The organism is Nonomuraea fuscirosea (genome assembly GCF_003001935.1).
In the GTDB taxonomy this organism is placed as follows: Bacteria; Actinomycetota; Actinomycetes; order Streptosporangiales; family Streptosporangiaceae; genus Nonomuraea; species Nonomuraea fuscirosea.
The window spans coordinates 546,528-559,516 of the sequence record NZ_PVNG01000002.1 but is presented as its reverse complement, the minus strand read 5'-3'; the positions used below and the strand labels follow the sequence as shown (position 1 = coordinate 559,516).

8 protein-coding genes are annotated in these 12,989 nt (G+C 74.0%); 2 read left to right on the top strand and 6 right to left on the bottom strand.

All coding sequences use genetic code 11. The annotated features are described in order from the left end of the window. Positions 1–2: 2 nt before the first annotated feature. Positions 3–461, bottom strand: a complete 459-nt coding sequence (locus B0I32_RS58755; protein WP_219911662.1) for a hypothetical protein — start codon at positions 459–461, stop codon at positions 3–5. Further along, positions 449–2,128: a GTP-binding protein gene (locus tag B0I32_RS06055; RefSeq protein WP_425438082.1), complete on the bottom strand. Its 1,680-nt coding sequence runs from the start codon at positions 2,126–2,128 to the stop codon at positions 449–451. Before B0I32_RS06055 ends, B0I32_RS58755 begins: the two co-directional genes overlap by 13 nt. Before the next feature lie 285 nt (positions 2,129–2,413). Between B0I32_RS06055 and B0I32_RS06050 the strand changes: the two genes are divergently transcribed. Together B0I32_RS06050 and B0I32_RS06045 are read left to right on the top strand one after the other, a co-directional pair. Continuing rightward, positions 2,414–2,983, top strand: coding sequence for a TetR/AcrR family transcriptional regulator (locus B0I32_RS06050; RefSeq protein ID WP_106235694.1), 570 nt, complete (start codon positions 2,414–2,416; stop codon positions 2,981–2,983). Positions 2,984–3,036: 53 nt separating this feature from the next. Continuing rightward, positions 3,037–4,209 (top strand): FAD-dependent oxidoreductase, encoded by a 1,173-nt coding sequence (locus B0I32_RS06045; protein ID WP_181307068.1) that lies wholly within the window; start codon positions 3,037–3,039, stop codon positions 4,207–4,209. Positions 4,210–4,458: 249 nt separating this feature from the next. Here the strand turns inward: B0I32_RS06045 and B0I32_RS57470 are convergent, their stop codons facing one another. From B0I32_RS57470 to B0I32_RS06030, 4 genes are read right to left on the bottom strand one after another with little or no spacing between them, the layout of a single operon-like run. Continuing rightward, on the bottom strand, positions 4,459–4,596 hold the full coding sequence (locus B0I32_RS57470) for a hypothetical protein (protein WP_181307066.1): 138 nt from the start codon (positions 4,594–4,596) through the stop codon (positions 4,459–4,461). Positions 4,597–4,652: 56 nt separating this feature from the next. Then, entirely contained in the window at positions 4,653–7,142 is a 2,490-nt protein-coding gene (locus B0I32_RS06040; protein ID WP_106235691.1) for a PEP/pyruvate-binding domain-containing protein, read from the bottom strand. Further along, the gene (locus B0I32_RS06035; RefSeq protein ID WP_106235689.1) at positions 7,139–7,915 is read right to left on the bottom strand and encodes a TetR/AcrR family transcriptional regulator; all 777 of its coding nucleotides are present in this window, start codon (positions 7,913–7,915) and stop codon (positions 7,139–7,141) included. The genes B0I32_RS06040 and B0I32_RS06035 overlap by 4 nt, the downstream gene beginning before the upstream one ends. Positions 7,916–7,959: 44 nt before the next feature. After that, positions 7,960–12,894, bottom strand: coding sequence for a tetratricopeptide repeat protein (locus B0I32_RS06030; RefSeq protein WP_181307064.1), 4,935 nt, complete (start codon positions 12,892–12,894; stop codon positions 7,960–7,962). Positions 12,895–12,989: the final 95 nt, after the last annotated feature.

Sequence of the window (12,989 nt, the reverse complement as noted above, 5' to 3'; positions counted from 1 at the left end):
CGTCAGACGCGGCGCACCACGTGCAGCAGGTACTCCTTGCGGTCGAGCGGGTTGTGGTCGGTGCGCGGGCGGCGCGGGATCGGGCCGCGTACGCGCTCGTACCGGTCGAAGCCGGACTCCAGCACGGCCTCGCCCTGGGTCAGCCCCGGCAGCCGCCGCTCCAGCTCGTGCACCTTGGCCGCCGGGATCAGCCCCTCCACCAGGGAGGAGCGCTGGGTGCGCGGGGTCGCGCCGAGCCGGGCCAGCACGGGCAGCACCGGGCCCAGCGTCTCGGGCGGCAACTCCAGGCGGAAGCGGTGCATCGGCTCGTGCACCGTGGTCCCGGCCTGCCGCAGCGCGTCCATCAGCACCAGCGGGACGAGGTTGCGGAAGTCGCCCGCGGTGCTCGACATGCTCTTGTCGAAGCCGCCGCCGGCATGGCTCTGCCTGGCCCAGTAGCCCGAGTGGGTCAGCGTGACCACGCAGTCCCGCACCTCCAGCCGTGCAGGCCCTGGTGGAGCGTCTCGTGCACCGTCTCCTCGATGGCGCTCATGAACGCGTACGGCAGCGACCCCAGCTCCACCTCCAGCCGGAACTCCACTCCCCCGCCGGTCGGGTCGCCCGCCCCGCCCGGCTCGACGCGCAGGCCGACGGTCGCGAGGAACGGGTTCGGCTCCTTGCCGATCAGCTCGAACGCCGCGCCCGTGCCGGCCGGGCGTTCGACGCAGATGGTGGTGGTCTCGCGGAAGGTGACCTCCAGGCCGAAGTCGTCCAGGAGCGTGGCCTGGATGACCTCCTTCTGCACCTCGCCGTAGAGCGAGACCGACACCTCCTGGCGCACGTCGTCCTGGCGCAGGCCGATCAGCGGGTCCTGCTCGGCGAGCCGGCTCAGCGCGAGGTGCAGCGCGCCCCGGTCGGCGGCGCGGCCTGGCGACACGACGGTCTCCAGCGTGGGCGGCGCGAAGTGCCCGTCGAACGCCTCCTCGCCGCCTGACCTCCGCCCGTCTCCGGACGGCCACTCGTCTCCGGAGGCCCGCCCGTCTGTGGAGGCCCGCCTGGCTCCGGGGTCCGTGTCCTGCGGGTCCCGGTCCTGTGGGCGGGTCAGCCGATCGCCGATGCGGACGTCGGCCAGGCCCCAGAGGCGGGCGATCCGGCCGGCGGGCGCCTCCTGGCAGCGCACGGCCGTGCCCCCGTCGAAGACGCTGATCGCGGTGACCCTGCCCTCGCGGCCTTCGACACCTTCCCGGCCCCCGGAGTGCTCGCCGTCGTGCGCGCCCCCGCGTCGGTCGTCGAAGCGGAGGCGGTCGCGGGTGCGCAGGGTGCCGCTGAAGATGCGCGCGTAGGCGACCTTCTCCCCCGCCGGGCCGCGCTCGACCTTGAAGACGGTGCCCGACATAGGGATGTCCGGGTCGTCCTGGGCGGGCGGCAGCAGCTCCCTGACGCCCGCCATCAGCGCCTCCACCCCGGCTCCCGTGATGGCCGAGCCGAAGAAGACCGGGTGCGCCAGGGCCCGGCCGGTCTGGTCCGCGAGCTCGGCACGCAGGCGGGCGGCGGAGATCGAGCTCTCGTCGTCCACGTACGCCGCCAGCAGCGCGTCCTCCTGGGTGGCGAGCACGTTCACCAGCTCCTCGGCGAACGCGGCCTGGCCGTCGAACGGCGTGAACGCGGCGGCGCCCGTACCGAGCCCTGAGACCGAGCCCATGGCGACGACGGACGGGGACAGCTTGGCGGCGAGCTCGCGCAGGAGGCCGTCATAGCGGGCGCCACGGCGGTCGATCTTGTTGACGAAGACGAGCGTGGGGATGCCGAGCCGGCGCAGCGTGCGCATGAGCACGCGGGTCTGCGCCTGCACGCCCTCCACGGCGGAGACGACCAGGACGGCGCCGTCCAGGACGTTCAGCACCCGCTCCACCTCGGCGATGAAGTCGGGATGGCCCGGCGTGTCGATCAGGTTGACCGTGGTGCCGGCGACGGCGAAGGACACGACCGCGGATTTGATGGTGATGCCGCGCCTGCGTTCCAGGGCCAGGGTGTCGGTCTGGGTGTTGCCCTCATCGACGCTGCCGACCTCGTCGATGATCCCGGCGGCGTGCAGCAGCCGCTCGGTCAGGCTGGTCTTACCGGCGTCTACATGCGCCAAGATTCCCAAGTTGAGCGTACGCAACGAACGTCATGTCCTCTGATCGGCCTACTCCTTCTTTCGTGTGGGACATGGACGTCTGGCGCATCGGGGCTCCTCCGGGTCACTCGGCCACGACGGTGATCGCCGCGGTCGCGGCGGTGAGGCGTTCGGCCGCCTGACAGCACATCAAACCGTCTCTGCGATCGGCAACCGATTTATGCCACGCCGGTCCGCCATGGGGTAGGGTTTGGACAGTTGCCCAAGTCGACCGACCAAGGCACTCGCCCAAGCCGTTCGTCCGAAGAGGAGACCATGGCGACCCGTTCCGCCGAACGCGGCAGGACCACCCGGCAGCGGCTGCTCGACGCCGCCGTCACCCTCGTCCCCGAGGTCGGCTGGGGCGGCGTGACGACCAGGATGGTCGCCGAGCGGGCGGGGGTGGCGCCCGGCGTGGTCCACTATCACTTCGCCTCCGTCACCGACCTGCTCGTCGCGGCCGGGCTCGGCTTCACCACCGCCCTGCTCGACGGCCTCGCCGCCGAGCTGGCCGCACGACCGGGCATCGGCGAGGGGATCGACTGGCTGCTCGGCGAGCTGTCGCAGTACAGCGGCGCCGACCCGGCCTCGCTGCTGGTCATGGAGATGTTCCTCGCCTCGACCCGGCTGCCCGAGCTGCGCGAACGGCTCGGGGTGCAGATCGGCGGCTTCCGCGCGGTCGTGGCGTCCTGGCTGACCGCACACGGCTACCGGGGCGACGCCGAGGCCGCGGCCGCGCTGCTGGCGGCCTCGCTCGACGGGATCGTGCTGCACCGGGCGCTCGACCCCGGCCTCGACCCGGCCGCGCTGGCCGCGCCGCTGCGGGCCATGTTCGCCGCCGGATAGACCGCTCCCGACCCGGTGAGCGGCCCCCGTACCAGAACGAGGAGGACGGAAGCGTGAAGGCTCTGATCTGCGGCGCCGGCATCGCCGGGCTGACCCTGGCCTGGCATCTCGAACGCGCCGGCTGGGAGGTGGAGCTGGTCGAGCGGGCGGAGGCGTTCCGCGAGGGCGGCTACCTGATCGACTTCTACGGCGCCGGTCTCGTGGTGGCCGAGCGCATGGGGCTGAGGGAGCGGCTGACGGAGGCGCGCCACCCGGTCGACGAGGTCCGTTACGTCGACGGTTCTGGGCGGCCCCGCAGCCGGCTCAAGCTCGGGGCGGGCGGGCTGGAGGGGGTGCTCAGCCTGCTCCGGGGCGACCTGGCCCGGATCATCGCCGACGACGTGCGCGCGCCCGTCACGTACGGGACCAGCGTCGAGGCCGCCGAGCAGGACGGCCGCCGGGTGTCGGTGCGGCTGACCGACGGCACGTCCCGCGAGGTCGATCTCCTGGTGGGCGCGGACGGCGCGCGTTCGCGGGTGCGTGAGCTGGCGTTCGGCGACGTGGCGCCGCGCTATCTCGGGCATCAGGTGGCGGCCTGCGTCCTGACGGACGCGGAGCTGAGCCGCCGGGTGGGCGTCCGCTACCAGATGCTCACCGAACCGGGGCTCATGGCGGGCGCGTACGCGCTGGGCGACGACCGGCTCGCGCTGCTGTTCCTGCGCCGCGAGCCCGACCCCGAGTTGCCCGCCGACCCCGCCGCCGCGCTGCGCCGCCACTTCGGCCACCTCGGCTGGATCCTGCCGGACGTGCTGGCGCGCTGCCCCGAGCCGCCCGCCCTCTACCACGACACGGTGACGCAGGTGGTGATGGAACGCTGGCACCGGGGCCGGATCGTGCTCCTGGGCGACTCCTGCCAGGCGGTGTCGCTGTTCGCCGGGCACGGGGCGTCCATGGCCATGGCGGCGGCGTGGATCCTGGCCGACGAGCTGACGTCCGACGCGATGGATCCGGCCAGCGCGCTGGTCCGTTACCAGGCGCGGATGGAGCCGGTCATCTCGGAGGTGCAGCGGTTCGGCCGGCGGTTCATACAGTGGATGGCCCCCTCACACCGGTGGCGCATCGTGGCCCGCGACCTGATCCTCAGGCTGGCCGGGCTCCCCGGGGGCGAGCGCCTGTTCGTCAACGCGCTGAGCCAGGGCGGGCACAACCTCATCCCGCCGCAGCACACCACCGTCTCACCCTCCTGACCCCGCGCCACGCTCCCGGTCTCACCTTCGTGACCCCGCGCCACACCCTTGTTCTCACCCACCTTCACCCGCCGCCCAGCGGGTGCGCAGCCAGGCGGCGTCGCCTTGACGAACACGCGCCGCCCGCCGTCGAGGGTGAGCACGCCGAGGACGCCGTACGAGCAGCCGCCCCGCCGCGGCTCGAATCCCCGTACGGCGCCCAGCCGGCGCTCGGCCTCCGCTACCAGCGGGGCGGGCAGGCCGGCCCGGTCATGCCGCCGGTCCCATCTCCCCGGGACGCTCAACCTCCTCCTCCCGGTCCTTGCGCTCCAGCGCCTGCTGGGCGTTCCGGAATCGGGCACAACGCGCTTCGAGTTCACGCTCGTCTTCGAGCCACTGTTCGATCATGGTCCTCGACGGGATCACACGCCAACGGCCTTCGCGAGCGACTTGGCGCGAACTTTTCACGCCAGCAACTCGACCGTGCCCCGTTCCCCGTCCACCCTGATCCGGTCCCCGTCGCGCAGCCGCATGGTGGCGTTGCCGGTGCCCACCACGGCCGGGATGCCGAGCTCGCGAGCCACGATCGAGGCGTGCGACAGCGGGGCGCCCATGTCGGTCACGACCGCGGCCGCGCGCGGGAACATCGGCGTCCAGCCCACGTTCGTCAGCGTCGTGACCAGGATCTCGCCCGGTTTGAGCCGTTCGCCGTCCTCGGGGCCCGCGATCACCCTGGCCACGCCCTCGACCACGCCGGGCGCGCCGGGGAAGCCGGTCACGGTGTCGCTCACCGGCGTCCCCGGGCCGCGGGCGTCGTACACGTCGGCCCTGCGTCCGGGGTCGGCCGCCCAGCGCACGGGGTCGAAGTGGCCGACGATCAGCACGGGGTAGGGCGGCAGAGCGGCGTAGCGCTCGTGGGTGGCCCGCCGCGACGGCACCCGCTCCAGCACGGCCCGGTCGCCGCGCAGCAGATCGAGCAGTTCCTCCAGGTAGAGGTGGAACACGTCGTCGCCGGCCCCGGTCAGCTCGCCGGCGCGGACGGTGAACGCCCGCAGCACCCAGAACGCGCGCATCGTCTCCGACCGGGTGCTCTCCCGATCGCGTACGACGGCGTTCCAGCGCCGCACCCTGGCCCGCATCCGATCCTCCTTGCCCGGATGCCGCTGGGCGAAGCGCGCCCAGGCCGCCTCGCGCGCCTCCCGTTGCCGGGCGAGCAGCGCCTGGGTGTCGGCCCCGAGGTCGCGCAGGCCCGCGAGCTGGGCGTCGATCCAGGCGGGGTCCTCGCCGGGCCGCGGGATGGAGACCTCGAACTCGTGGGGGCCGCGATGCCCGTAACCCCGGGCGAACTCGTCCCTGGTGATCTCGCCGCGGGCCAGCCTGGACAGGCCCATGACCGGGCCCATGCTGGCCAGCTCGCCCTCGGCGTTGACGCCGGTGAGCATGGCCTCGGCGTCCGCCTCGCCCATCATCCGGTAGAGCCGGTCGCGGGTGTAGACGAGCGTGGAGCCGCCCTGGCGGCCGGCCGCCTCCAGCATGCGGCAGGCGGTGACCAGGTGCGGCCGGATCTCCCGTTCCCACAGGCCGGCCAGCTCGGCGCCGGACGTGGTGGCGGCCACGCGGTCGCGCAGCTCCTCGCAGCGCCGCCGCGAGGTGTCCAGGAACGCGCGCATGCCCTTGAGGTTCTGCCGCACCCGGCCCTGCAGGCGTACGGCCATGGGCAGGACCCGTCTGATGATCTCCCAGCGGGACGCCGGCACGCGCGGCACCTCCAGGCCGGGCGGCAGCTTGCCGAAGACCTGCTCGACGGCGCTGAGCCGGCCGCTCATGCCCAGGGCGCCGGCGATGGAGTGGACGACGCTCAGGTTCATGTAGAACCGGCCGCCGATGTTGCCCACCAGGTCGAAGCCGGGGATCGAGGCGGCGGACATGGCCTCGCCGATGAACAGCCGCACGTACGACCAGGTGATCGGGGTCATCACGTCGGGGATGGCCTCACCCAGGTTGCCGCCGGTCCACAGGTAGTCGCCCTTGAGGCTGTCGTTCCACTCCTCCAGCGGAGGCCTGATGCCGGTGATCGGGCGGGCCTGGACGATCGCGAAATCGCCGTCGCGCCGGGTCCATTCCACGTCCATGGGGGTGCCGTACAGGTCCTGGACGCGCGCGCCCAGCGCGGCCAGCCGCACGGCCTCGGCGTCGTCGAGCACGGCCGCGTCGCGCAGGCCGGCGGGGACCGGCCGTTCCTCGGTGCCCGCCTCGGTGCGTACGGTCATGACCTGCTTGTCGCCGACCCGGGAGGAGGTGACCGCGCCGCCGGACACCACGATCGTGTCCGGCGTGACCTGGCCGCCGACGACCGCCTCGCCCAGCCCCCACGACGCGTTGATCACGGTGTCGTCGCGGGCGCCGGTGACGGGGTCGGCGGTGAACATGACGCCGGCCGCGTCGGCGTAGACCAGCTCCTGCACCACCACGGCCAGGGCCACGTCGTCGTGCGGCACGCCGTTCGTGTCGCGGTAGGCGATGGCGCGCGGGTTCCACAGGGAGGCCCAGCAGCGCCTGACCGCGTCGAGGAGGGCGTCGCCGCGGATGTTGAGGTAGGTGTCCTGCTGGCCGGCGAACGACATGTCCGGCAGGTCCTCGGCGGTGGCCGACGAGCGCACGGCCACCGGGACGTCCCGGCCGAGCGCCTCGTACGCGCGCAGAATCTCGCCGGCGATCGGGCCGGGCACCTCGTGGGCGGCGAACAGCGCCGGGATGGAGCCGGGATCGGCGGCGGCGGCCCGCAGGATCTCGTCCTGGAAACCGGCCACGAACGCGCGGTAGGCGGCGGTCGTGACGTGGAAACCGCCGGGTACGGGCAGCCCGGCTCTGGTCAGCCTGGCCAGGGAGGCGCCCTTGCCACCCGCGGTCGCGAGGTCGGCGGCGGCGTCGTCGAGGGGGATGACGGCCTTCATCTCGCCCGCTCCCCCGTGCTCGGTGACCCGGTTCTCTGCGGCTCGGCGCCCAGGGACGCCGCGAGCTTGCGCCCGGCCAGGTCGGCCGCGGCGTCGAGGAAGTCGAGGGTGGCGCCCGCGACGGCCTTCGCGGCGGCGGCGTCCAGGGGCCGGCCCGTGCTCACGGCCCGCTCGATGGTGTCGGCCACCAGCTCGGCGATGCGGTCGTCGGACGGCCTGCCCCCGTCGGGCAGCTCCTCGGGCGGCCCGTCGGTCAGTCCGCCAGGAAGGAACAGGAACCCGTACACGATCGAGGTGATCACCCGCACGTGGTGGCCGGGCTGCTCGCGCACCGCGCCGAGCTCGATCAGCCGGGCCACGTAGTCCTCGAAGGGCCCGTCGATGCGCAGCCGCGCCGTGTTCGCCCGCTTCTGGCGGGTCAGCTTGCCGAGCACCTCGGAGTCACCGCTCAGCACCGCGTGCAGCAGCGGCCGGCGCAGCAGCGCCCGGGAGAACTCGCCGAACAGCTCGGCCGGCGTGGCCGGCTCCCGGCCGCGGACCGCCTCGACCAGGCTGACCCGCTCGCGCCGCAGCAGCGCGGCGAAGATGTCGTCGCGGGTCTTCCAGTGCAGGTAGATGGTGCCCTTGGCGACCCCCGCCCGCTGCGCGATGTCATCGATCGTGGTCTTGTCGTAGCCCCAGCGCAGCACCAGCTCGGCGACCGCGTCGAGGATCCGGTGCGCCCGTTCGATCTGGCGCGCCGGATCCTGCGGCGGTCTTCCCGCTCTCGCCATACGTCTCACCCCATTTGTTTGACTGGATGAGACTATTTGGTCATTTAATTAACGGCAAGTTTGCTGAGCAACGTCTCGGCCTGCGGGGCGAAGGCGGTGTCCCCGGTGTCGACGGCCGTGGCCAGCAGCCGGCGGGCCAGATCGAGGTCGCCGCGCTCGTACCGGATCTCGCCGAGCCGGTACGCGGCCTCGGCCACCAGGTCGTCCTGCCGGCTCAGCCCCAGCGTGAGCTCGTAGTAACGCAGCGCCCCGTCGCGGTCCCCCAGCCAGTAGCACAGCTCGCCCAGGTGCGCCGCGGCCATCCCCGACTCCGAGTCGCCCGCGTCGATGACCCGCTGGTACCAGGTGAGCGCCTCGGGGAAGTCCCGCTCCCGCTTGGCCAGCGCGCCCAGGTACATCGCGCCCAGCGCGCTGGTGTGCCCCTCGCTCTCCTCGACGGCCCTGCGGTACCACTCGCGCGCCCGTTCCTCGTCCTCGTCGTGGTAGGTCCGGCCGATCGCGACCATCGCCCGCGCGGCGAGGTCGGCGTCGCCGGCGTCCAGCACCCGCAGGTACACCTGCCGGCCCTCCTCCACCTCGCCGGTCTCGACCAGCGTCTGCGCGAAGACGCTCAGCGCGGTCGGCTCGCCGCTCTCCGCCGCCGCGCGCAGCGTGCGCAGCGACGCCTCGGTGTCGCCCTGGCTGCCCTGCAGCATGCCGAACAGGCTGCCGAACACCCCCTGCCCGGGGCTGTCGGCGTCGCCCGCCTGCCGCTCGGCCAGGTCGTAGAAGGCCGCGGCGTCGCCCTCCGCGTCGAGCAGCGACAGCAGCCTGCCGCCGGCCACGAACCTGACGTCGGGGTCGTCGTGGTCCTTCAGCCCCTCGTAGATCGCGCGGGCCTGGTCGGTCCGCTCCAGCTCCTCCAGCCGCGCGGCGATGCGCAGCTCGGTGAAGGGTCCCGGGCCGGCCAGCTCGTAGTACGCCCGCACGGCCGCCGGGTCCTCGCACAGGTCGCCCAGCTCCCAGGCCTGCTCCTTGACCTGCTCGCCGGCTCGCTCGCCGGTCGGGCCCGTCATCGACAGCACCTCGACGGCCAGCGCGTGCTCACCGCGCCGGCACGCCTGGTAGGCGAGCGCCTCGAGGTTGTTCATCGCGGTCTGGGCGAAGTCGCCGTGGCCGCCGGCGACCACGGTGGCGAACGCCCGCGCCGCGCCGAGGTGGTCGCCGTCCTCGTGCAGCCAGACGCCCAGCAGGACGCCGCCTCTCGCCGCGGTGCCCGGGTCGCCGGACTCCACGGCCAGGCGCAGCTCCCGGTCCGCCCCGGCGGCGTCGCCCAGGTCGCGCAGGGTCACGGCGAGGTCGACCCGGATGGGCGGCGTGGTGCCGGGGAACCCGGTCTCGACGCCCTTGACGTACAGCAGGGCCGCGTCCGGCAGGTCGCCCATGGCCTTGCGGGCGTCGCCCCAGGTCCAGTAGGCCAGCGCCACGGTCTCGGGATCGCCGGTGCCGGCCGCCAGCTCGGCCTGCGCCACGAGGGCGTCGAAGTCCTCCCGCTGACGCAGGTGGACGAGCAGCCTCTGGTGGCAGTCCAGGTCGCCGGCCGCCGCGCCCTCGGTCAGCAGCCGTCGTGCCTCGCCGTACTCGCCGCGTTCCTCCAGCAGCTCGGCGACGAGCGAGGCGGTGGCGGGCAGGGCGGCGCGGGCGGCCTCGATCGCGCCGCCGAGGTCGCCGCGGCGGCGGCGGACGGTGGCGAGGTAGCGCCAGGCGGTCTCGGCCGTCGCCTCGACCTCGGTGGCCGGCAGCAGCCACCGCTCGGCCCGGCACTGGTCGCCGGCGTTCGACAGGATCCCGCCCAGCTCGATCCCGGCCCGCGCGGCGAGCTCGGGCTCACCCAGCTCGGCCACCAGCCGGAAGAGCGGCTCGGCCGCCTCGGCGCCGGACTCCAGGCCGTGCGCCAGCAGCTCGCGCAGGGCCTCCGACCGGTCCGGCACGGGCAGCTCGGACAGCGGGCCGCGCAGGCCGTCCACCTCGCCGGTCTGGACCGCGAGCAGCACCTGCGCGATGAGCTCTGAGCCGGTCCGCCCGGCCAGCGCCGCCAGCGCGCCCTCCCGGTCGCCCTCCGCCGCCAGCACCCAGGGCAGGTCCTCCTCGTCACCTCTCCCGAGCAGGTACGCGGCCACGGCGGCGCGGAACGGATCCTCCTCCTGCGCCGCGGCCCGCTCCAGCGCGAAGCGCGCGGCGTCGGTCTCGGGCGTCCCCAGCAGGCAGCGGCCGGCGGCCAGCATCGTCTCGGGCTCGGACCCGGGATCGACGGCCGCCCCCAGCTCGAACGCCGCCTTCGCCCCCTCCAGGTCCCCCGTCTCGGCCAGCAGGCCGCCGAGCAGCCGCTGGGACTCGCCGCTCACGTGCGGCGGCGCGGCCTTCATGGCCGCCAGCGCCGCCCGCGGGTCACCGTGGTCGCGCAGGAACGTGGCCAGGTGCAGCGTCGCGTCCGCGCCGAACCTCCCGGCCAGCAGCTCACGCGCCTCCTCCGCCCGGCCGCAGGCCACGAGGGAGTCGCCGATCATCAGAGTCAGGTCACGGTCGCCGTCCGCTCCCGGCACCCGGGTGAGCGTCTCGACCGCCTCGGCGTGCTCGCCCAGCTCGCGCAGGATCTGGCCGGCCGAGCGCAGCGCCACGCCGTTCAGGTGCTCGTCGTCGCCCAGCGCTCCCATGAGCGCCGCCATCGCGCCGCGCCGGTCCCCCGCGTCGGAGCGCAGCGCGCCGAGGTAGCAGCCGGCCCGCTGCCGCTCGTCCCGCGGCTCGCCGACCGCGGCGGCCAGCGCGAGCGCCCCGTCCGCGGCGGCCGTCGCGCCGAGGCGCCGCCAGGCGTGCGCGCTCTCCATGGCCAGCGCCGTCGCCATCACGGCCGGGACCTCCTCCTGCGGGAAGGCCCGCCGCGCGGCCTCGAAGTCCTCGTCGAGCAGCAGCGCGCCGAACGCGCCGACCTCGTCGGAGGCCAGGGCGAGCGCGGCCCGGGCGGCCTCGACGTCGTCGAGCCTGACCCGCGTGAACGCCAGCGGCAGCGCGGCGCGGTCCTGCCTCCCCTCCGCGATCAGCCGTTCGTGCAGGCGGCAGGCGGCCAGCAGGTCGCCCTGCCGCTCGTACACGCCGACCAGCCCGGCGGCGGCCTCGACCCGCAGCCCCTTGTGCGTCGTGCTCTCCAGCACCGACTCGTACGCGGCCCGCGCCTCGGCCGGGTCGTCCTCCTCGACCAGCCCGCCCAGGTGGTGCGCCACCCACGGCGCGAGCACGGGATGTCCGCCCGCCCTGGCCCGGCGTAGCAGCTCGACGGCCTGGTCCGCGCCCGTGGGCAGGTCCTTGCGGAGCAGCGCCGTGTACGACAGCGCCAGCGGGTCCCCGCTGTCCGCCGCCCGGGTGAACATCTCCGACGCCTCCGACAGGTCGTACCCGATCGAGGCCAGCACCTGGGCGAACACGGCGGTGCCGATCGCGGCGACCGCCGGGTCGGGATGCGCGGTGGCGGCCTCGTAGCGGACCAGGCCCTCCTCCCTGCCGAGCCGCTGGTGGGCGAGTATCGCGGCCAGCACGGGATGCGGCTCCTCACCTGACTCGCGCACCAGGTGCAGCAGGAACGTCGCGTGCAGCCCCTCCAGCACGTCCTCGCCCTCGGCCACGTACGCGAGCAGCTCGTCCGCCTGCTCCCGGTCCCCTTCGCCCATCTCCAGCTCGGCCAGCACCACCATGGCCCGCGACGACTGGACGGGCGCGCCGGAGTCGACGGCTCCGCGCAGCAGCCGCCTGGCCTCGCCCAGGTCCCCCTCCCGCAGCCGGGCCAGGCCGTCGTCGATGTCCTGGAACGCCTGCTCCTCGACGGGGTCGGCCAGCGGCTGCTGCCTGGCGGCGTGCTCCAGCAGCAGCGCGGCCTTGAACGAGGTGTCGGGGTCGTCGCTCCCGGCCGCCAGCCGGACCAGCTCCATGACCTCGTCGCGTGCCTCCGGATGACCGTCGTGCAGCAGGCCGAGCAGCGTGACGCAGATCGAGGCCCACTCGTTCTCGCCGGCCTCCAGCACGGCGCGCAGCTCGGTCAGCGCCTCGGCGGCCTCTCCCGCCTCGGTGTGCATCTGGGCCAGGCAGGCGTGCGCCTCGACGGCGTACTCGCGCTGGCCGCTGGCGATCACCCGGTGGAAGATCCCCCTGGTCTCGGCCACGTCCCCGAGCTGCGCGGTCACCTTGGCCAGCTCGATCAGCGAGGGGAGCCGGAACTCGGGCCTGGGGTCCTCGGCGGCCACCCGGTAGGCGGCCGCGGCCTCGGCGTACTCGCCGAGGTCCACCAGCACCGCGCCGAGCAGGCTGTGCGCCATGGCCAGGTGGTCGGGGTGGCCGACGGCGATGGCGTGCTCGCACACCTCGCGGGCCGCGCCGAACTCGCCGTCGTCGGCGTACGCCCGGTACAGCTTGAACGCCGACAGCGACACCACCTCCGGGTCGCCGCAGGTCAGCAGCGCCCGGTAGTCGTCCTCGTCCTCGGCCACCTCGTACAGGTCCCTGGCCGAGGCCGGATCCTGCTCGAAGTCGGGCAGCTCCAGCCGGGCGGCCAGCTCCGCCACCGAGGGGCTGTCGGACCTGCGGGCCCGCTCCAGCGCCGCCTGCGCGCCGGGTTCGTCGCCCAGTTGCGTGAGCACCAGCACGAGGGCGGTGTCCGCGAGCGCGGCCACCTCGAAATCCGCCCCGTCCGAGGCGATCATCAGCACCCGGTGCGCGGCCGCCCACTCCTTGGCCGTCACGAGCATCATCCCCATGGCGATGGCCGAACGCTGCCCGAACACCGGGTCGCCCGACTGGATCACCGACCGGTGCGCCGCCTCCGCGCCCTCCAGGTCCCCCTGCTCGTGCAGCAGCCCGGCCAGCAGGTGGGACGCCTCCGGGTCACCCGTGGCCGCGATCTGCCTGAACAGCACGGCGGCCTGGTCGAGATCTCCCGCTTTCCAGTGGCTCATGGCCGCGTCAAGCTGCTCCGACGCCATCATTCACTCCAAGGTCATCCAACAATGTGAAAAAGCTACACATGTGTCACGCGCGTCACAGCGCATTC